The organism is Streptomyces sp. TRM70350, assembly GCF_019219825.1.
Lineage (GTDB): Bacteria > Actinomycetota > Actinomycetes > Streptomycetales > Streptomycetaceae > Streptomyces.
Genome location: NZ_JAHUXH010000009.1, coordinates 205003 through 224709, shown reverse-complemented (window position 1 = coordinate 224709; position 19707 = coordinate 205003). Strand labels below are relative to the sequence as shown.

Here is a 19707-nt window from a genome sequence, read left to right as displayed (position 1 = left end):
CTGAGAAACCCGCCGTCGGCCCGCTGCCTGGGCCTGCGGCATCGCCCCTCGGCACGCAGGCGAGATTCGGTGTATCCGCCCGATGCTCCCGGGTACTCACGACAGGCATGGACGCGCTCACAGTCGCCCCCGGACACCACGACTCACTCCGCCTCGACCCCCTCCCCGACCCCAGCCCCGGCCCCGGTGAACTCCTGGTGGAGGCGACAGCAGTGGGGGTGTGCGGTACCGACATCGAGATCATCGACGGGACGCACGGCCGCCCGCCGCCAGGCCGGGACCGTTTCGTGATCGGCCACGAATCCCTCGGCCGGGTCCGGCAGGCCCCCTCCGGCTCCGGCTTCCAGCCCGGCCACCTGGTGACCGGGGTGGTCCGCCGCCCCGATCCGCTGCCCTGCGGAGCCTGCGCCCGCGGCCACTTCGACATGTGCCGCAACGGCCGCTACACCGAGCGGGGCATCAAGGGTCTCGACGGATTCGCGGCCACCCTGTGGACCGTGGAGGCCGACTACGCGGTGCGCCTGGACCCCGGACTTGCGCGGGTGGGTGTGCTGCTGGAGCCCACCAGCGTGGTGACCAAAGCGTGGGAGCAGATCACGCACGTCCAGGCCCGCTCCTGGGCCGATCCGCGGTCGGTGCTCGTCACCGGCGCCGGCCCCATTGGGCTTCTGGCGGCACTGGTAGGCGTGCAGCGGGGCCTGGACGTCCACGTCCTGGACCGCGTCACGAGTGGTCCCAAACCGAGCCTCGTACGAACCCTCGGCGCGCACTACCACAGCGACGGGATCGACCAGACCATGGAGACGATACGGCCGGACATCGTGATCGAGGCGACCGGAGCCGCCGCCGTGGCGTTCGGGGCCATGGCCGCCATCGGGCCCTACGGCGTGCTGTGCCTGACCGGTGTCTCCCCGGTCGGGCGGACCCTGGAGGTGGACGCGGGGCACCTCAACCGCACCATGGTCATGGACAACGCCGCGGTGATCGGGTCGGTCAACGCCAACCGGGACCACTACACCCAAGCCGCCACGGTACTCGCCGCGGCGGACCAGGACTGGCTCGACCGGCTCATCACCCGCAGGGTGCCACTGACCCGCTTTCGCGCCGCCTACGAACGAGAGCGCGACGACATCAAGACCGTGCTCGAACTCGGGCACACCTGAGCAGCGGCACACGGGGGGAGACGTGCCTGCGATCGAACGGCCCGCACCGGCGCCACTGCGACCACGCCGGTCCCCTCCGCGCGGGTGTCGCTACCTGCTGGAGCTCCTCGGCCCGTGATGACGGGCACGTCCAGCAGGCATCCGGCGGGCTCACTCCCGCCTGCCACACCTTGACGCCCGAACCACGGACCTCGTTGCCTTCCGCCTACCACCGCATGCCCGGCCTCCTGCGGCGCAACGTTTGGTCTGGGGACGGGCGGGGAACCGGGGCAGGCAATCAGCGCGAGCCGAAGGGCGGCGCCATGCCTTTTCTCATGGGTCTCACCGCAGGCTGTGCGGCGCTCGGCCTCGCAACCGCACTCGTGGCGGGATGCGCCGACGCCCCGACGGATTCCACTGCACAGTCGCCGGAAGCAACCGATACCCGTCGGGTCCCTATCACGGTCGTCGAACGCGGCGGGCAGACCATGGCCCTGGTGCCCATCACCATCGAAGGCGAGGGGCCCTTCACCTTCGTGCTGGACACCGGCGCCTCCGCCAGTGTCGTCGACGACGATGTCGCCCGCGAGCTGAATCTGCCCAGAACAGGGGAACGGCGGCCCATCAGCGGAGTCATCGGCACGGACCGCGCGCCCGTGGTCGAGATGCGCGACTGGAGGGCCGGGGAGGTCACCCTCGAGGCAACCGACGCCGCCGTCATCGACATGCCGGAATCGTCACAGACCCAGCCGATCGAGGGCCTGCTCGGCCAGCCGATCGAGGGCCTGCTCGGCTCGGACGTCCTCAGCGGCTTCGGGCGCATCACCATCGACTACACCAATGAAGCCCTGCTGCTCCCCGCGCGGTGAGAGAGCGTCTGGAGGCGTTTCACGACCGGGCGAGGGTGACCGTGGACAGTCAGCACAGGGCACTCGGCGTGCGTTGCCACGTGCAGGCTCACCGACCCCAGGGGCAGGCGCGGGAACCCGGCACCGCCGCGATGCCCCAGCACCACGAGCGAAGCCTCCTCAGAGCGTTTGACCAGTGTTCCGGCCGGGTCGCCCAAGGTCAGTCAGAGGCCGCAGGAGGAGGAGCGAGCCCGTGTGGCTGCAACGGCTCCTGCTTGCCGCCGGGTGCCGACAGGATCGCGGTGAGCAGCAGTCCGAGGACGGCCACAGCGACCAGCACCACGGCGATCACGGCAGTCCATGAGCGCCTGGGGCCGCCGTCTTCGGACTGCTCGGCGAGGTGCTCCTCGGCGGCCCGGTCTGTGGCAAGGCCGTCTTGAGTGAGCCGCTCCTCGGTGTGGTCCATGAGCCGCTCCTCGGTTGCCGTGACCCGTTCGTCCACCATGTCGGGGAACTGGCTGTTGATGGCGCTGAGGCGCCGGACCAGTTCGGGATCCTCACGGGCCAGACGTCGTTCGATCCGAGCGAACGCGTGGTTTTCGTTCATCGCGGAACTCATGTCGGTCACCTCGGTGTTCAGCGCATGACGAAGCCGGAGGAGCCCCAGGGGGCGTGGTCATGACTTCGTCACGGCGGCGGTCGTGTCGGACGGGCGGAGCGTGTCGACGAGGCGCAGCACCTCCATGGGGAGCGGGAAGATGAGGGTGGAGTTCCGTTCACTGGTGATCTCGGCCATGGTGGACAGGATCCGCAGGTGGAGTGCGGCGGGATGGCCTTCGAGACGGTCGGCGGCGTCGGCCAGGGTCTCGGCGGCCTCGTACTCGCCCTTGGCGTGGATGACCTTGGCCCGTCGGTCGCGCTCGGCCTCCGCCTGGCGGGCCATGGCACGGCGCATGGGCTGCGGCAGTTCGACGTCCTTGACCTCGACGAGGGTGACCTTGACGCCCCACGGGTTGGTGACGCGGTCGATGATCTGCTGCAGCCTCTGGTTGATCTCGTCCCGGTTGACCAGCAGTTCGTCCAGGTCGATCTGGCCGAGGATGCTGCGCAGGGTGGTCTGGGCGACCTGCGAGGTCCCCTTGATGTGGTCCTCGATGGCGACCACCGAGCGGTTGGGGTCGACGACGTTGAAGTAGGTCACGGCGTTGACCCGTACGGTGACGTTGTCCTTGGTGATGATGTCCTGCGGCGGGATGTCCATCGTGACCGTCCGCAAAGACACACGGACCATGCGGTCGACGAAGGGAATGATCACGAAGAGGCCGGGCCCCTTGGCTCCGATGATGCGTCCGAGGCGGAAGATCACTCCGCGTTCGTACTCGGGGACGATCTTGACGGCCATGAGCAGGAGCAGCAGCGCGACGGCCGCCGCGACGATGATGCCGGTCAGTGCGCCGTTCATGGTTCCTCCTCCGTGGGCCCCCGGTCCTCGCCGGGGCTGGGTGCGTCTTCGACGATGAGGTCGAGTCCCTCGCGGGCCACCACGCGCACGCGGCTTCCCTCTCCCACCGGGCCGTGGCGTCCGCGTACCGTCCACCACGCTCCGTCGAGCAGGACCTGACCGGCACCGCCCTCGGTGCGCGTGACCACTGCCTCCTGTCCCACCAGGGCGTCCTTGCCGCCCAGGGTGGGGGCGCGGCGTGCCCGCCAGGCGAGGCGGCCCGCGATGAGCGCTCCACCTCCGACGACGAGGGCGGTGGGCCACAGCACCGCGGGATCGACGCGGAGCTCTCCCCGGAACAGCAGGATCCCGGCCATCACCAGCGAAGCGGTCCCCCCTGCGGCGAACACGCCGACTCCCGGCGTGAGGACTTCGCCGAGGAACAGTCCGGCGGCCAGCAGGAGCAGCAGCAGCCCGCCGACGTTGAACGGCAGCACACTCAACGCCACGAAACCCAGCACCAGCAGGATGCCGCCGAGAACGCCGGCGAAGCCGATGCCCGGTGCGGCCAGCTCGTAGAGGACGGCGAGGGTTCCGATGGACAGGAACAAGAACGCCAGTTCCGGGCTGGCCAGCCACTGCCGCAGGTTGCCGAAGAACCCCAGGTCGTGCTCGACCACCCGGGCGTCCGCGGTGTGCAGCACGACCTCACGGGCGGCGTCCTGCGGTCCCACGACGACCGTGCGTCCGTCCACCTCGTCGAGCAGCGAACTTCTGGAGGGCGACACGAGGTCGACGACGTTGTCCCGCAGGGCCTCCCGGTCGGCGACCGATGTCCCTTCACGCACCATGCTCTCGGCGAGCTCGGTGTTGCGGTCGCGGCGCTCGGCGATCGACACGGCGAACGCGGCCGAGTCGTTGACCACCTTGTCGCTCGCCTCCTCCCCCTGCCCGGTCACCGGTGTCGCCGCGCCGATGTGCGTGCCGGGTGCCATCGCGGCGACGTGCGCGGACATCGTGATGTAGGCACCGGCCGACGCCGCCCTCGCACCCGCGGGCGTGACATAGGCGATGACCGGCACCGGCGAGGACAGGAAGTCCTGCACGATCTCCCTGGTGGACACCAGCAGACCGCCCGGTGTGTCGATCTCCACCACGTACGCGGCGTAGCCGCCCCGTTCCGCGGTGCGCAGCCCCTCCTGAAGGTGGTCCGCGATGACCGGCGTGATCGTGCCGTCCACCCGCGTCACCAGGACACGCGACTCCTGCGCCGCACCGGCGGCGGGCAGCCCGAGCACGCACGCCAGAGCGACCAGGAGCGCCCGGGCGAACATCCCGGCCATCGCGCGAGGGCCGCAGCCGATCATCGCATCCACTCCCTCCCTGCACGCCGTTTCACGGAACGCGGACCTCCGGTCAAGGCCGTACACGAGTACCCGCCGGGCGACACGTGAGGCGTAAGAGGGTGATGGGATCGGCCATCGCACAGCACCGTGGCTCGTTGCCGAGCCCAGGCAACTGGGAGAGAGCGTGCCGAACAACGCCGAACCGGTTTGCCGCTGAGACGGCAGGGTTACCCGGGCCCGGTGGTTGGCGCCGCTTGTCCTCGGGGTGCACGGCGCGGCGTCCCGGGTGACGCTGAGGAAACCGGGTGACCGGGTTCGATGGGTGACCGGGTTCGATGGACCGGGAAGACCGCCTTCGAGGCCGTATCCGTGGCGCCCGGCACATCGCCCGGGCTGCCGGCCGCAAGCCGCAGGCGTCGGCGGGGGCAGAAAGCCCTGACGGGGGGCGGCATCGACCGTCGGCCCTGTGACGCCCGGTCAGGTATCCGTGAGTGGAAGGCAGTGTATGAACCCGGTCGATCTACCCCCGCCCGTTGTCCGCCGGACCTCGGCAGAAGTGGATGCCGAAACACTGCGACGGAACCTGCAGGCCCGCGTCGACGGCGAGGTCCGTTTCGACGCGGGCACACGTGGGGCGTATTCGACGGACGCCTCCAACTACCGGCAGGTGCCCATCGGGGTCGTGATCCCGCGCACCATTGAAGCGGCCGAGGAGGCCGTGGCGGTCTGCCGGGAGCACGGCGCCCCCTTGCTGTCCCGGGGCGGCGGCACCAGCCTGGCCGGAGAGTGCTGCAACACCGCCGTCGTTGTGGACTGGAGCAAGTACTGCAACCGGCTGGTGTCGGTGGACGCCGAGAGGCGGCGGTGCGTCGTCGAGCCGGGGATCGTGCTGGACGATCTGAACCGGCAGCTCGCCGAGTACGGCCTGCAGTACGGGCCGAGGCCCGCCACCCACCCGAACTGCACCATCGGCGGAATGATCGGCAACAACTCGTGCGGCTCGACGGCCCAGGCGTACGGCAAGGTCGTCGACAACCTGCACCGCCTTCAGGTGCTGACCTACGACGGGGTCCGCATGTGGGTCGGCCGGACCGAGACGGGCGAACTGGAGCGGCTGATGTCCGGCGAGGGCCGGCAGGCCGAGCTGTACCGGGGGATGGCGGCCCTGCGGGACCGGTACGCCGACCTCGTCCGGGAACGCTTCCCCGACATCCCCCGCCGGGTGTCCGGCTACAACCTCGACTCGCTCCTGCCCGAGCACGGCTTCGACGTGGCCGGGTTGCTGACCGGTTCGGAGTCCACGCTCGTCACCGTTCTGCGCGCCGAACTGGAGCTGGTGCCCGTGCCCCCGCACCGCTCACTGGTGGTCCTCGGCTACCGGGACATCTGCGAGGCCGCCGACCACGTACCGGCCGTCCTGGAACACAAGCCGCTGGCTTTGGAGGGCGTGGACCGCCGGCTGGTCCACTACCAGCGCAAGAAGGACCTCAACCCCGAGGCCCTGGCGAAGCTTCCCGACGGACAGGCGTACCTGATGGTCCAGTTCCACGGTGACACCCGTGAGCAGGTGCGGGAGAGGACCAGGGCGCTGATCGAGGCGGCACCGGGCGCGGCCGACCACACCTGGTACGACGACGAGCAGCAGATGCGCGAGCTGTGGCTGGTGCGTGAGTCCGGTCTGGGGGCGACGGCCCACGTCCCGGGGGAGCCCGACACATGGGAGGGCTGGGAGGACTCGGCCGTTCCGGTCGAGCGCCTCGGTGACTACCTGCGCGACCTGAAGCAGATGTACGAGGAGTTCGGCTACGGGCAGCCCTCGGTGTACGGCCACTTCGGTCACGGCTGCGTCCACACCCGCATCCCCTTCGACCTGGAGTCCGAGGAGGGCGTGGCCCGGATGAGGGCCTTCGTGGAGAAGGCCGCCGACCTGGTCGTCGCCTACGGCGGGTCGCTGTCCGGCGAGCACGGCGACGGGCAGGCGCGGGGCGAGCTGCTGGTGAAGATGTTCGGGCCCGAGCTGGTCGAGGGGTTCCAGCGGCTGAAGGGACTGTTCGACCCGGGCGACCGCATGAACCCCGGCAAGGTCGTACGGCCCTACCGCTTGGACGAGAACCTGCGCCTGGGGGCGGACTACCGTCCCTGGAAGCCGGACACCGCCTTCGCCTATCCGCACGACGACGGCAAGTTCAGCCGGGCCGCCGCCCGCTGCGTCGGCGTCGGCAAGTGCCGGTCCCTGGAGGGCGGTGTGATGTGCCCCAGCTACCGCGCCACCCGCGAGGAGGAACACTCCACGCGCGGCCGGGCACGTCTGCTGTTCGAGATGGTCCGCAACGACTCACCCGTCCCCTCCGACTGGCGCTCCCGCGAGGTGCACGACGCCCTCGATCTCTGCCTGGCCTGCAAGGGCTGCAAGACGGACTGCCCCGTCAACGTCGACATGGCCACCTACAAGGCCGAGTTCCTGCACCACCACTACGCGGGGCGGCTGCGCCCCCGCGCCCACTACTCGATGGGCTGGCTGCCCGCCGCCGCCCGTGTCGCCGCGCTGGCCCCCCGCACGGTCAACGCACTGACCTCCCTGCCCTGGGTGACCCGCGTGGCGAAGGTCCTCGGCGGCATCGCCCCCGAACGGGACCTGCCCCTCTTCGCCGAGCAGCGCTTCACCGACTGGTGGCGCGAGCGGGACGGACCGCGCGGCGACGGACACCGCGGCGAGGTCGTGGTGTGGCCCGACACCTTCACCGACCACTTCCACCCCGCGATCGGCAAGGCCGCCGTCGAGGTCCTGGAGGCCGCGGGCTTCCGCGTCAAGGTGCCCCGGGCGGCGGTGTGTTGCGCACTGACCTGGATCTCCACAGGCCAGCTGAACGTCGCCAAACGCGTCCTCGCGCACACCATCGACGTACTGCGCGAGGACCTGCGCCGGGGCACACCCGTGGTGGGACTGGAACCCAGCTGCACCGCCGTCTTCCGCGCCGACGCCCCGGAACTCCTCCCGAACGACCCGGACATCGAACGTCTGCGGGAGCAGACCCGGACCCTGGCCGAGCTGCTCGTGGAACGCGCCGAGGACTGGGACCCGCCCGCCGTCGACGCCCGCGCGCTGGTCCAACGCCACTGCCACCAGTACGCCGTGATGGGCTTCGACGCCGACCGCGAGCTGCTGAAACGCGCGGGCGTCACCGCCGACGTACTGGACGAGGGCTGCTGCGGGCTGGCCGGCAACTTCGGCTTCGAGAAGGGCCACTACGACGTCTCCATGGCGTGCGCGGAAGCGGGACTGCTTCCGGCCGTACGGGACGCGGACGCGACGACACTGATCCTGGCGGACGGCTTCAGCTGCCGCACGCAGGTCGAACAGGCCGGCACCGGGCGCCGCCCTCTGCACCTGGCCGAGGTCCTGGCCGCCGCGCTCCGGGGAGGAAGCACCGAGCCCGAGCGCCCGTCACGCCCTGGTCCACGTGCTCTGCTGCGACCGGCCGCGGCGGGAGGTGCGGCGGTCGGGGCACTGACTATGGCTCTGCTGCTCCGCAAGCGGCTCCAGGGACGCAGTTAGGGTCCCGGTTTCCCACCGGCGCTGTCGTCGGGGCCGGCGCCGGGCCGGTCCTCCCGGTGCCGAGTGCCGGGGAGCATCTCCTGCACCTTGGCCTTGACTCCCTGCTTGATCATGGAGCCGCGGTCGCTGTCGCCCCGGAGAATCGCCGCGGCGGCGGCCTCTATCTGGTCCAGCTCCGCGTGCGGCGGGATGGGCGGCACGGCCGGGTCGGTGCGGAAGTCGATGACGAAGGGCCGGTCGGCCGAAAGCGCCCGGTCCCAGGCCGTCTCGACCTGCTCGGGCTTCTCCACCCGGACCCCCTCCAGCCCGATGCGCTGCGCGATCTCCGCGTACGGCAGGTCGGGGATGGCTTGCGACTCCTCGAACTGGGGCGCGCCCTCCATCGCTCGCATCTCCCAGGTGACCTGGTTGAGGTCGTGGTTGTTGAGGACGGCCACGATGAGACGCGGGTCGGGCCACTGCGGCCAGTACTTGGCGGCCGTGACCATTTCCATCATCCCGTTCATCTGCATGGCACCGTCGCCGACGAGGGCGATGGCTGGACGATCCGGGTGGGCGAACTTCGCGCCGATCGCATACGGCACACCCGGCCCCATCGTGGCCAGCGTGCCCGACAGGGAGCCGCGCATCCGGCCGCGCAGCCGCAGGTGACGGGCGTACCAGTTGGCGGCCGAACCGGAGTCGGCGCTGATGATGGCGTCGTCGGGGAGCCTGCCGTCCAGGGCGTGCACCACGTACTCCGGGTTGATCGGGTCGGCGTCGACGGCGGCGCGGCGCTGCATGACCTCCCACCAGCGGGCGACGTTCTTCTCGATCTTCTCGCGCCAGGCGCGGTTGTCCTTGCGGCGCAGGTGCGGCAGCAGTCGGCGCAGTGTCTCGCGGGCGTCGCCGACGAGGTTGACCTCGAAGGGGTACCGCAGGCCGATCATGTGCGGGTCGATGTCGATCTGCACCGCCCGGGCCTGGTCCAGCTCCGGCATGAACTGCGTGTACGGGAAGCTGGAGCCGATCATGAGCAGGGTGTCGCAGTCCCGCATCAGCTCGTACGAGGGGCGGGTGCCGAGCAGGCCGATGGCGCCGGTGACGTAGGGCAGGTCGTCGGGGAGGACGTCCTTGCCCAGCAGTGCCTTGGCGACACCGGCGCCGAGGATGTCCGCCAGCTCCTCCACCTCGGCGCGGGCCCCGCGGGCGCCCTGGCCGATGAGGACGGCCACCTTCTCACCGGCGTTGAGGACGTCGGCGGCCTGCGCGATGTCCGTGTCGGCGGGCACCGGGGCGTAGTGGCTGAGCCCCATGCTGGAGGGCACCATCTTGAAGGCGTGCGTCGGCGGGCTGTAGTCCAGTTCCTGTACGTCGGCGGGGATGATGATCGCTGTGACGGTGCGCTTGGCGTACGCGGTGCGCATCGCCCGGTCGATGAGGTTCGGAAGCTGCTCCGGCACCATCGCCGTCTCGCAGAACTCCGAGGCCACGTCCTTGTACAGGTTCTGCAGGTCGACCTCCTGCTGGTACGAGCCGCCCATCGCGCTCCGGTTGGTCTGTCCGACCAGCGCGACCACGGGGACATGGTCGAGTTTCGCGTCGTACAGGCCGTTGAGCAGGTGGATCGCGCCCGGGCCCGAGGTCGCCGCGCAGACACCCACCTTGCCGGAGAACTTCGCGTACCCCACGGCCTGGAAGGCGGACATCTCCTCATGCCGGGACTGAACGAACCTGGGGTGGTTGTCGGCGCGTCCCCATGCCGCCAGCAGACCGTTGATGCCGTCGCCGGCATAGGCGAAGACGTGGTCGACCTCCCACTCGCGCAACCGCTGGAGGATGTAGTCGGACACCTTCATGCGCCATCGCCCCTTCCGCCTCCCCTGATGCACATCTGCTCCGCCGGGCGCAGCCACCCTGGGGGCCTGACGGGTTACCTCCCGGCGACCGGCGCAAACGTCACCGCACCCGTCCGCCGTTGCCACGGGTCCTCCAGGCGGCGCCCCGCTCGTGCCGCAGGCGGCTGAGACCCGGATGTCCGCCGGCTCGTCGGACGGCCCGTCGACGACCGTGAGCTCGCACAGGCGCGTTCAGCGTTCGGAGTCCTCATCGCGCTCCGGCCGGTCGTGTTCGTGGAGGGGGGTGCCCTCGCGCGCGAGGCGGTCCGCGAGTTCGTCGCGGAACAGCAGGTCGTGGTCGAGGCCGTGGGTGCGGTAGGCGGTACGGCCGATGATCTGGCTGGTGATCGGGGCGGTGAGCAGCTGGAAGAGGGCGACGAGCAGCAGGACGGGGGCATGGCGCGCGGGCGCCTGCGCGGCCGCTCCGGCCAAGGTGAGCAGCAGGCCGAGAGTCTGGGCCTTGGCGGCGGCGTGGAGACGGCTCGCGGTGTCCGGGAAGCGGAGCAGGCCGAGGGCGCCGAGCAGGCAGAAGACCGCGCCGGTGAGGAACAGGACGGCGGTGAACACGTCACGCGCGGTTGTCATCGCATGCCTTCCCGTTTCTCGATCAGGTGGGCTGCCGTCACCGACCCGATGAAGGCCAGTAGGGCGAGAACGACGACCACGGGGATGGCGGTGGTGTCCTCGCGTACCGTCATGCCCACGGCGATCGCGGCGATGGCCATGGTGACGAGGACGTCGAGCGCCATGATGCGGTCGAGGGCAAGCGGGCCGCGGACGAGACGCAGCAGGGTGAGCAGGCCGGCCACCGCGATCATGGCCAGCGTGGCGCCGTAGACGATGATCATGGTTTCCTCCTTCGGATGCGTCGCGGGGTGGTGCCCGGAGGACCTGCTTCCGGTCCGAGTTGGTCGGCGCTGTGGCGGTGGCCGACGGCGCGTGCGACCCGGCCCTCCGCGGCCTGTACTTGGTCCCGCCGATGGGTGATGTCGTGCAGGTCGCGGATCGGCAGCGCGTGCACGTACAGGCGTTTGCGGCGCCGGTCGATCTCCGCCACGAGGGTTCCGGGGGTCATGGTGGTGAGTTCGGCGACGGCTGTGATCAGCAGGTCGCTGTCGACGTGCAAGGGGACTTCGATGATCGCCGAGGAGGTATTCCTGCCGTGGCGGACGACCTGCCAGGCGACGATGGCCCCCGACCCGACGAGGTCCGTGAGCAGATGGACCAGCGCTCGTACGGTGCGCAGCGGCCTGGGTACGGCTCCGGGCAGGACGGCGGGCAGCGGGAAGGCCAGGACCACCCCGACGGCGACGAGCAGGCCACCGATGAGGACTACCGCGCCGGTGGATCCCCACAGCAGGACCCACAGGATCCACAGCCAGGCGATCATCGGCAGGTGACGCACGCCCCGGCGGGCCCGTTCCGGACGGATCAGGGAACGGATCACGGGTTTCCCTCCCCCAGGACGGCCGACCGGTAGGCGCGCGGTTGCAGCAGGTCGTCGGCGGCCTGCTGGCTGAGACGGGCGAGCGGGCCGGCGCAGACTGCGACCGCGACCCCGGTCGCGGTCATACCGGCCGTGGCGGCGAGCATGAGCCGGGTCCCGCGCGGACGGGCACGCCGGGCGTCCGGTGGCCTCGGGGGACGGGCCTTCCCGGGGTCCGGTGGCCGTCCCATGAACGCCGACGTCCCGACGCGGGTCATGGCGTAGAGCGTCAGCAGGCTGGTGAGCAGGGCGGCCGCGGCGAGGCTGTACGCCGTCGGCCCGCCCTGCGCGACGCCCGCCTGCAGCAGGGCCAGCTTGGCCACGAAGCCGGAGAACGGCGGGATGCCGGACAGGCTCAGAGCCGGGACGGCGAACAGCACGACGACCAGCGCGCCGGGAGGCGGCCGCTTCGCCATGCGGTGCAGTGCGGCGGTGCCCGCTCGGCGCACGGCGAGACCGGCGACGAGGAACAGGGCCGCCTGGACGACGATGTGGTGGACGACGTACAGGATGGTGCCGGTCAGCCCGCGGGTGTCGAACAGGGCGAGGCCGAACAGCATGAAGCCGATGTGGCTGACGAGGGTGAAGGACAGCAGCCGGTTGAGGTCGTCCTGGGCGATGGCACCGAGGATGCCCACGATCATGGTGATGATCGCCGCGCAGGCGAGCAGCGTCCACACACCGGTGCGGGGGAAGAGCAGCGTCTGGGTGCGCAGCAGGGCGTACACGCCGACCTTGGTCAGCAGGGCGGCGAACACGGCCGTGATCGGAGCGGGCGCGGTGGGATAACTGTCGGGCAGCCAGAAGTGCAGCGGGACGATCGCCGCCTTGATGCCGAGGACGGCCAGGAGCAGCAGGGCCAGGGCCGAGCGCAGGCCGTCCGGCAGTTCCGCCAGCCGTGGTCCCAGTTGTGCCAGGGTGACGGTGCCGGTCGCCGCGTACACCAGGGCGACCAGGGACAGGAACAGCAGCGACGACGTCAGGCTGACGATCGTGTACGTCATCCCCGCACGGGTGCGGTTCTCGTCCGCGTCCAGCGTGATCAGCACGTAGGAGGCGGCGAGCATCACCTCGAAGGCGACGAAGAGGTTGAACAGGTCCCCGGTGAGGTAGGCCAGGCTCACGCCCGTGACGAGCAGCAGGTAGGCGGGGTGGAAGACCGCCGCCGAGCGGCGGCGGTCCTCGGCGGTGCCCTGGCCGATGGCGAAGACCAGCACCGCCAGCGCCACCAGCGCCGACACGGTGAGCAGCAGGGCCGACAGCCGGTCGGCCACCAGGGTGATGCCCAGGGGCGCGGGCCAGTCGCCGACCTGCAGGGCCTGGGGGCCGCGCCGGTCGGCCAGCACCAGGAGCGCCGCGCCGCAGGCGACGACTGCCGCGAGGACGCCGGTGCTGAGCCCGCGCACCACCGTGCGCGGCATACCGAGCAGGGACAGACCGGCGCCGAGAGCCGGCAGCAGCACGGGCAGAGCGAGCAGTGCCGCCGTCATCGGTCTTCCCCCGGCGCGGCTCCGCCCGTGGTCCGGTCCGTGACGGGGTCGGCCTCGGCGCGTTCCCACACGGTGCCGATGCGCCGGTCCTCCACGTCGTCGCGCACCTCGTCGTGCCCGGACAGACGCCAGGACCGGTAGGCCAGGGCCACCAGGAACGCCGTGAGACCGAACGTGATCACGATCGCCGTCAGCGCCATGGCCTGGGGCAACGGGTCGGCGATCCGCGGCGGGTCGGTGGTCTGTCCCTCCAGCACCGGGGGCCGACCGGGCGAGCCCCCGGCCACCAGGAGCAGCAGGTTGGTTCCGTGCCCCATGAGGATGAACCCGAGGAGGATCCGCATCAGCGACCGCTGCAGCATCAGGTAGAAACCCACAGCGAACAGACCACCGACCATCAGGGACATCGTCACGTCGATCTGGTTCACCGCGCCCCGCCTTTCTTCTCGTCGCCGGCTGTGGCCGGGGCGTCGTCCGCTCCGGCCTTGTCCCGGCCGAGGGAGACGCCCACCGCCGACAGCAACTTGAGGACGACGCCGACGACGAGCAGGTAGACACCGATGTCGAAGAACAGACTGGTCGCGAACTTCACCGTGCCCACCACCGGCGGGTGAAGCGTCACCACCGCGCTCTCCAGGGGCGCGCCGCCGAGGAGCAGCGGGAACAGCCCTACGGCGGCGGCGAGCAGCAGCCCCGAGCCCGCGACCGCAGCCGCCGGTACCCGTATGGCGGCCCCGAGATCCGCGCGCCCGCCCACCAGGTACCGCAGTACGAACGCCTGACCCGCCACCAGGCCGCCGGCGAACCCGCCGCCGGGACGGTAGTGCCCGGAGAACAGCAGGAACAGCGACAGCACCAGGATCGAGGGGAACAGCAACCGGGTGGCCACCTCCAGCAGCATCGAACGCTCACCGCCGGGCCGCTCCCCCGCACCGGACAGCCAGGTCTGCTCCGGCTCGTCCCAGTGCGCCGTCGGGAACAGGCTGCCGGGTCCGCCGTCTCCGCCGTCAGGAGCCCGCACCCCACCGCGGCCACCGATCCGGACCAGACTGACGACCCCGACGGAGGCCACCAGCAGCACCGAGATCTCGCCCAGCGTGTCCAGCGCGCGGAAGTCGACCAGGATCGCGTTGACGATGTTGTCGGCGCCCGCCTCCGCCATACGGTCCGCGTACCCCGCCGAGATCGCCGGAGCCGTACGCGCGGCGGACGTCACCAGCGCGAAGCAGATGACGAGGACACCGACAGCGCCAGCCGCGCCAGCCCTTACCAGGCGCACCCGGGTCATCGTCCGGCCGGGACTGAACCGGGCCGGCATCCGGCGCAGCACCAGCACCACCACGATCAGGGTCATGGTCTCGACGAGGAACTGCGTGAGCGCCAGATCCGGCGCGCCCCGCACCACGAACGCTCCGGCCACCCCGTAGCCGACGGCGCCGGCCAGGAGAATGCCGGTCAGCCGGTGCCGGGTGGCCACCACCGCCGCGGCCGCCGTCAGCACCACCACGGCCAGCAGCGGTTCGGCCGGTGACCACCACAGCCGCGGGGAGCCCAGCGCCGGCGCCGCGGCCGCCAGCGCCGCGCCGGGCACCGCCACCACGGTCGTCAGCAGCACCGTCAGGTAGAGCGGCAGCGAGCCGACCTGCGTGTGCCGGGTCGCGGCCAGGGCCAGCCGGTCGACGGCCGCGACAGTGCGGTCGAAGGCGCCCTGCACGTCGGGCAGGCGGCGCGTGACAGGCAGCGAGCGCCTGCCCAGATGCAGCAGACCGCCCAGCACCAGGCTCAGCGCCGACAGGCCCAGCACGGCCGTGAAACCGTGCCACAAGGACAGCTCGTACGGCCCCTGCTCGCCGGGCGGATAGACGTCGGCGTAGGCGGTCACGACGGCCGCCGTGCCCGCGTATCCCACGCCCAGGGCAAGACCCGCGACCGCCAGCACGGCCACCGGCGCGACGAACCCCGCCTCCGGGCGCTCGGCCGCGTTCACCGCCCCACCAAGGCGCCCCCCGAAGGCCCCGTGCATGAACCGCGCGGCATACGCCACGGTCAGCGCGGAGCCGATCAGCAGCACCACCGTCAGCGGTCCGTGCCCGTCGAGCTGGGTGCCGTGCAGGAACGCCTCGAAGTACGCTTCCTTGCCCAGGTAGCCGACCAGCGGCGGAAGACCGGCCATCGACGCGGCGGCGAGCACGGCGACCGCGCACAGGACCGGCATGCGGCGCCACAGGCCCGACAGTTCCCGGATGTCCCGCGTCCCCGTCTGGTGGTCCACGATCCCGACCGTGAGGAACAGCGCCGACTTGAACGCCGCGTGCGCGAGCAGCAGCACCGCCCCGGCCAGCGCGGCGGTCCGCGTTCCGGCCCCCAGCAGGGCGATGAGCAGGCCCAGTTCGCTGATCGTGCCGTAGGCCAGCAGCAGCTTCAGGTCGGTCGCGCGCAGCGCCCGCCACGCGGCCAGCACCAGCGAGGTCAGGCCCACCGCGAGCACCATCGGCCGCCAGGGCTCCACCTCCGCCAGGGCGGGCGCCAGTCGGGCCACCAGGTAGACGCCTGCCTTGACCATCGCCGCCGCGTGCAGATAGGCGCTCACCGGCGTGGGAGCCACCATGGCCGCGGGCAGCCAGCCGTGCAGCGGCATCTGCGCGGACTTGGCGAACGCCCCGACCAGGACGAGTACCACCGCCGCGGACACCGCCCCGCCTGCGGGGGGATCGGCGACGATCGCCGAGACCCGGTAGGTCCCGGCCGCCTGCCCCAGGACGACGAAGCCGAGCAGCATGACCAGGCCGCCGGCCGCGGTCACCAGCAGCGCCTGCCGGGCGGCGCGCCGCTCCTCCGCCGCTTCCCCGCGCCCGGCGATGAGCAGGAACGACGCGATCGTGGTCAGCTCCCAGAACACGTACAGGACGAAGAGGTTGTCGGCCAGGACGAGCCCCGCCATCGCCCCGGCGAAGGCCAGCAGCAGCGCGGCCTGGCGGCCGGCGTCCCGCTCGATGTAGTACCCGCAGTACAGCAGCACCAGGGCCCCGACACCGGCGACGATCCACAGCATCAGCAGGGACAGGGCGTCCAGCCGCAGGTGCACCGTCAGTCCCAGCGGCGCAGCCCACGACAGGGATTCCCCGTACTCCCCGCCGTCCAGGACCCGCGCCGCCCGCGTGCACGCCCAGACCACCGCGGCCAGCGGCACCAGGGCCGCCACGACCCACACGGCACGGCCCAGCCGCCGCTGCCACCAGGGGATCGCCACCGCGACCCCCGCATGGGCAGCCAGCAGCAACAGCACCGCACCAACTCCTTACTGGAACCCGGCCCACCGACACGCGGCACTCCCGCACAGCTAGGGCCTGGGCTGCACACCGATCGACGGCCATGGGTTCCCGGCATCGCGGCAATCAATCCCGAATGTGTGGCAGACGGGCGCACAGCCGTTCCGAGCGCGACCGCGCCGCAGCACTGGCGGGGAGCGGATCCGTCCGCCGGTCCCTCCGTCGCGGGACAGCCGTGGCGGTCCGGCGGTCTCACGGCGGTCGGCGTGCCGGCCCGGTCAGGTGAACCAGGCCCCCGTGGAAAGCTCCGGGTGCGCCCCGCGGGCGGTTCGGGCGAGCGCGACCGCGCTGGAGACGAGGCCGACATGGCTGATGGCCTGCGGAAAGTTACCGAGGAACGTGCCGTCCGAGGGATCGATCTGCTCCGGCAACAGCCCCAGATGGTTGGTGCGGGAGCACAGGTTCTCGAACAGCTCGCCTGCCCGCTCGACGTGCCCCTGCCCCGTGAGGTTGTCCACCAGCCAGAAACTGCACACACGCCTGACCCAGCCAGCTCCCAGGACGGAATCGACGAGTTGTCCCTCTTTCTCGGCGGCGGCTGAATCCGGCGTCACCACCGCCAAGAAGCTCACCGCCATGCCGGTCCCCTGCGGCGCATTCGCAGCTCCGCCCGTCCGGCGTACAGCGCATCCTCGGCCCGTCTCGTTGGTCCTGGCATGGCTGCTCAACGATCTGGCACACCTGTGCCGTACACGGAGCTGCGGGCGCGACTGCAGGGTGCGCTCGCCCGCAGCGAGCCGGCGCTCATGGGGCGCCTCGGAGTGGCCATTGGGGCCGACCTGAGCAGCCTGCCGGAGGGCGCACTCCCCGCGTTCCGAGATGGGGAAACCAGTCGTCGTGACCCCCGTGCAGGCTGAGGCTTCTGCATGGGCCGAACAGTGACTTCTTCCTGCTCACGACGGACTCCGTGCTCTCATTGAGCGAGGACCGGGCACTTCGCCGGTTGCGCCGCCTCTGCCTGACTTTGGGATGGTTCCATGCGAACGGAACCGGTCTGACGGGCCGCCGATAGGGGACGCCGTAGTGGCCACCGCCTTCCGCGGTCACCGGTCGACGGCTCGGCAGCTCGGCAGGGGTTCACCAGTGCCTGCCCCAAGAGGGCCGGCACTACCGGAGCTGACGCCTGCCGTCCGGGCCGGCCGTTCGCCGAGGACAGGGCATCCGATGCGTACGCTGGACGCGTGCAGCCGCTTCCGGAGCCGGTTCGCCGGCTTGCCGCCCGGTGCGCCGTGATCCTGCCGGTCGCCGGAGTCGCCTACATCGGGATCCAGCTGTTGGTGGCGCTCCGGCCGGCCGTCGTTCCCCTGCCGGTCCGTCGCCGCGGGGCTCGCCTGCACCGCCTGGCGGCCTTACTGGGCAGTGGGAAACGGGAGCGGGCAGGCTCGGGAAAGAAGGCGCGAACTACGCCCCGTCGCACAGGCCGAGTGCGGCCGGTTGGTCGAGCTGACGCCGTGGCAGGCGCTATACGCCGTGGCACGCGGCTACGCGCCAGCCGGCCAGGGAATGGGACGCGGGCTCGCGGAACACTGGCTGAGCCTGAGGTCCCTGCAAGGCTTCGACCATGGCCGAACAGGCTCTGGTCGCCGTGAGGAGGACTGCCGTTCTCGATGGCGGCGCACGGTATCCTGCGATCGCGTTCTCCTCAGTGTGGAGCGGGTGCTGGCAGTGGATCTGAGAGCAGGGGGTGGTGCTGTGATGCGCAGCGAGCCTCCTAGTTCGTATACCGGCGCCGCGTAGGGCCGCTTCTCCGCTTTTGGGAGAGCGGTGCCGGCGGTGCCCTTCGTGCCTGTCGTCTGATGTCCACCGCCTCTGAGGATGTGCCATGCCGCAGTCACACCTGCCCCCCGAACCGGGCACGGAGCTTGCCGAGTCATTGCAGGACGTCGTCAAGGAGCACCGGCTGGATGCCGCCCAGGAGTGGCTCGAGACGCACCCGCCGCATGTGATCGCCGATGAGCTGGCGCGTATGGACGCGGTCGATGCCGGGGTGGCCTTCCGGCTGCTGCACAAGGACCGGGCGCTGGCGGTGTTCGAGGAGCTGGAGCCGGTCGACCAGCAGCAGATCCTGGAAGGGCTGCGGGACCGCTCCTTCCTGGATCTCATCGAGGGCATGGATCCCGACGACCGGGCCAGGATGCTGAAGGAGGCCCCGGCGAAGGTCGCCAAGAGGGTGCTGGCCGGGCTGAGCCCCAACGAGCGGCGCATGACTTCCGCACTGCTCGGCTACCCGGAAGGCTCGGTCGGCCGCTACATGACCCCTGAGGTGGTGGCGCTGCCGCAGGATCTGACCGTTGAGCAGGCGCTGCGGACCGTACGGGCGAAGGGAGCGGACGCGGAGACGGTGTACACACTGCCCGTGGTCGATTCCGGGCGGCGGCTGACCGGCATCGTGGAGCTGCGCGAACTGGTGCTCAACCCGCCGGACACCATGGTCTCGAAGCTGGTCGTCACCGAGCCGGCCTCCGCGTACGCCACCGACTCCGCCGAGTCCGCGGCCCGGCTGATGCGGGAGACCAACGACCTGAACCTGCCCGTGGTCGACAGCGAGGACCGGCTCGTCGGGCTGTTCACCATCGACGATGCCGTGGAGGTCATCGAGGCCGCCGACACCGAGGACGTGGCCCGTCAGGCCGGTGCCGCGCCGTGGGCCGGGCACTACATGGCCGCATCCGTTTGGCAGCTCGCCCGTTACCGGGCGATGTGGCTGAGCCTGCTGCTGATCGCGGCGACCCTCACGGTCGGTGTGACCCAGGCGTTCGAGGCCACTTTGGAGCAAGTTGCGTCCCTCGCCCTGTTCATCCCCATGCTCATCGGCGCCGGCGGCAACGCCGGCGCCCAGGCCGCCACCGCCTGCGTCCGTGCCCTGGCGGTCGGCGAGGTCCGCGGGTCGGACCTGCTGAAGGTGATCTGGCGCGAATGCCGGGTGGGCCTGGTCCTGGGCTCCCTGCTGGCCGTACTCGGGCTGGTGGTGGGCACCGTGTTCGTCAGCGCGAAGATCGCTCTGGTAGTCGGCATCACCTTGGTATTGATCTGTGGCTGGGCGGCAACCATCGGCGGCACCATGCCGCTCCTGGCCAAGAGGCTGCGGATCGACCCGGCCGTCGTCTCCGCCCCCATGGTCACCACCCTCGTCGACGCCACCGGCCTGATCATCTACTTCCTGACTGCGAAAGCCGTGCTGGGAGTCTGACC

The 19707-nt window shown here is 71.0% G+C and carries 16 protein-coding genes; 4 read left to right on the top strand and 12 right to left on the bottom strand.

Translation table 11 applies throughout. The features are described 5' to 3' along the window. Positions 1-107 precede the first annotated feature (107 nt). Positions 108-1163, top strand: coding sequence for a glucose 1-dehydrogenase (locus KWI83_RS17235; protein WP_218515235.1), 1056 nt, complete (start codon positions 108-110; stop codon positions 1161-1163). Positions 1164-1477: 314 nt separating this feature from the next. Next, complete coding sequence (locus tag KWI83_RS17230; RefSeq protein WP_218515234.1) at positions 1478-2011, top strand: retropepsin-like aspartic protease; 534 nt, start codon at positions 1478-1480, stop codon at positions 2009-2011. Here KWI83_RS17230 and KWI83_RS38615 read toward each other — a convergent pair. From KWI83_RS38615 to KWI83_RS17210, 4 genes are read right to left on the bottom strand one after another with little or no spacing between them, the layout of a single operon-like run. Continuing rightward, a complete protein-coding gene (locus KWI83_RS38615; protein WP_256362372.1) occupies positions 1975-2208 on the bottom strand; it encodes a universal stress protein in 234 nt (77 codons plus the stop codon). The genes KWI83_RS17230 and KWI83_RS38615 overlap by 37 nt on opposite strands. A gap of 2 nt (positions 2209-2210) precedes the next feature. Next, positions 2211-2609, bottom strand: a complete 399-nt coding sequence (locus KWI83_RS17220; RefSeq protein WP_218515233.1) for a hypothetical protein — start codon at positions 2607-2609, stop codon at positions 2211-2213. Between the two features lie 57 nt (positions 2610-2666). Continuing rightward, positions 2667-3452 carry a slipin family protein gene (locus KWI83_RS17215; RefSeq protein ID WP_218515232.1) on the bottom strand — a complete coding sequence of 262 codons (786 nt, stop codon included), beginning with the start codon at positions 3450-3452 and terminating at the stop codon, positions 2667-2669. Continuing rightward, the gene (locus KWI83_RS17210; RefSeq protein ID WP_256362371.1) at positions 3449-4798 is read right to left on the bottom strand and encodes a nodulation protein NfeD; all 1350 of its coding nucleotides are present in this window, start codon (positions 4796-4798) and stop codon (positions 3449-3451) included. Before KWI83_RS17210 ends, KWI83_RS17215 begins: the two co-directional genes overlap by 4 nt. 484 nt (positions 4799-5282) lie before the next feature. Between KWI83_RS17210 and KWI83_RS17205 the strand changes: the two genes are divergently transcribed. Further along, a complete protein-coding gene (locus tag KWI83_RS17205; protein ID WP_218515231.1) occupies positions 5283-8333 on the top strand; it encodes an FAD-binding and (Fe-S)-binding domain-containing protein in 3051 nt (1016 codons plus the stop codon). Here the strand turns inward: KWI83_RS17205 and KWI83_RS17200 are convergent. The 8 genes from KWI83_RS17200 to KWI83_RS17165 form a co-directional block, all read right to left on the bottom strand. Continuing rightward, complete coding sequence (locus KWI83_RS17200) at positions 8330-10171, bottom strand: thiamine pyrophosphate-requiring protein (RefSeq protein ID WP_218515230.1); 1842 nt, start codon at positions 10169-10171, stop codon at positions 8330-8332. The two genes, KWI83_RS17205 and KWI83_RS17200, sit on opposite strands and share 4 nt — an antisense overlap. A 231-nt stretch (positions 10172-10402) precedes the next feature. After that, the gene (mnhG, locus tag KWI83_RS17195) at positions 10403-10795 is read right to left on the bottom strand and encodes a monovalent cation/H(+) antiporter subunit G (protein ID WP_218515229.1); all 393 of its coding nucleotides are present in this window, start codon (positions 10793-10795) and stop codon (positions 10403-10405) included. Continuing rightward, positions 10792-11058: a monovalent cation/H+ antiporter complex subunit F gene (locus tag KWI83_RS17190; protein ID WP_218515228.1), complete on the bottom strand. Its 267-nt coding sequence runs from the start codon at positions 11056-11058 to the stop codon at positions 10792-10794. The genes mnhG and KWI83_RS17190 overlap by 4 nt, the downstream gene beginning before the upstream one ends. Beyond that, complete coding sequence (locus KWI83_RS17185; RefSeq protein WP_308122075.1) at positions 11055-11657, bottom strand: Na+/H+ antiporter subunit E; 603 nt, start codon at positions 11655-11657, stop codon at positions 11055-11057. Before KWI83_RS17185 ends, KWI83_RS17190 begins: the two co-directional genes overlap by 4 nt. Next, positions 11654-13186 (bottom strand): Na+/H+ antiporter subunit D, encoded by a 1533-nt coding sequence (locus tag KWI83_RS17180; protein WP_218515227.1) that lies wholly within the window; start codon positions 13184-13186, stop codon positions 11654-11656. Before KWI83_RS17180 ends, KWI83_RS17185 begins: the two co-directional genes overlap by 4 nt. Then, positions 13183-13614, bottom strand: a complete 432-nt coding sequence (locus tag KWI83_RS17175; protein WP_218515226.1) for a Na(+)/H(+) antiporter subunit C — start codon at positions 13612-13614, stop codon at positions 13183-13185. The genes KWI83_RS17180 and KWI83_RS17175 overlap by 4 nt, the downstream gene beginning before the upstream one ends. Next, positions 13611-16472 (bottom strand): Na+/H+ antiporter subunit A, encoded by a 2862-nt coding sequence (locus KWI83_RS17170; protein WP_218515225.1) that lies wholly within the window; start codon positions 16470-16472, stop codon positions 13611-13613. Before KWI83_RS17170 ends, KWI83_RS17175 begins: the two co-directional genes overlap by 4 nt. Positions 16473-16733: 261 nt before the next feature. Then, positions 16734-17093 carry a glycoside hydrolase family 15 protein gene (locus tag KWI83_RS17165; RefSeq protein WP_218515224.1) on the bottom strand — a complete coding sequence of 120 codons (360 nt, stop codon included), beginning with the start codon at positions 17091-17093 and terminating at the stop codon, positions 16734-16736. A 1244-nt stretch (positions 17094-18337) separates the two neighbouring features. Between KWI83_RS17165 and mgtE the strand changes: the two genes are divergently transcribed. Beyond that, positions 18338-19705 (top strand): magnesium transporter, encoded by a 1368-nt coding sequence (gene mgtE / locus KWI83_RS17160; RefSeq protein ID WP_218515223.1) that lies wholly within the window; start codon positions 18338-18340, stop codon positions 19703-19705. The last annotated feature ends 2 nt before the right edge of the window (positions 19706-19707 follow it).

Excerpts from the sequence above, each read along its gene's own strand:
- KWI83_RS17235 (WP_218515235.1), top strand. The coding sequence starts at position 108 with ATGGACGCGCTCACAGTCGCCCCCGGACACCACGACTCACTCCGCCTC.
- KWI83_RS17230 (WP_218515234.1), top strand. The coding sequence starts at position 1,478 with ATGGGTCTCACCGCAGGCTGTGCGGCGCTCGGCCTCGCAACCGCACTC.
- KWI83_RS17220 (WP_218515233.1), bottom strand. The coding sequence starts at position 2,609 with ATGAGTTCCGCGATGAACGAAAACCACGCGTTCGCTCGGATCGAACGA.
- KWI83_RS17215 (WP_218515232.1), bottom strand. The coding sequence starts at position 3,452 with ATGAACGGCGCACTGACCGGCATCATCGTCGCGGCGGCCGTCGCGCTG.
- KWI83_RS17210 (WP_256362371.1), bottom strand. The coding sequence starts at position 4,798 with ATGATCGGCTGCGGCCCTCGCGCGATGGCCGGGATGTTCGCCCGGGCG.
- KWI83_RS17205 (WP_218515231.1), top strand. The coding sequence starts at position 5,283 with ATGAACCCGGTCGATCTACCCCCGCCCGTTGTCCGCCGGACCTCGGCA.
- KWI83_RS17200 (WP_218515230.1), bottom strand. The coding sequence starts at position 10,171 with ATGAAGGTGTCCGACTACATCCTCCAGCGGTTGCGCGAGTGGGAGGTC.
- mnhG (WP_218515229.1), bottom strand. The coding sequence starts at position 10,795 with ATGACAACCGCGCGTGACGTGTTCACCGCCGTCCTGTTCCTCACCGGC.
- KWI83_RS17190 (WP_218515228.1), bottom strand. The coding sequence starts at position 11,058 with ATGATCATCGTCTACGGCGCCACGCTGGCCATGATCGCGGTGGCCGGC.
- KWI83_RS17180 (WP_218515227.1), bottom strand. The coding sequence starts at position 13,186 with ATGACGGCGGCACTGCTCGCTCTGCCCGTGCTGCTGCCGGCTCTCGGC.
- KWI83_RS17165 (WP_218515224.1), bottom strand. The coding sequence starts at position 17,093 with ATGGCGGTGAGCTTCTTGGCGGTGGTGACGCCGGATTCAGCCGCCGCC.
- mgtE (WP_218515223.1), top strand. The coding sequence starts at position 18,338 with ATGCCGCAGTCACACCTGCCCCCCGAACCGGGCACGGAGCTTGCCGAG.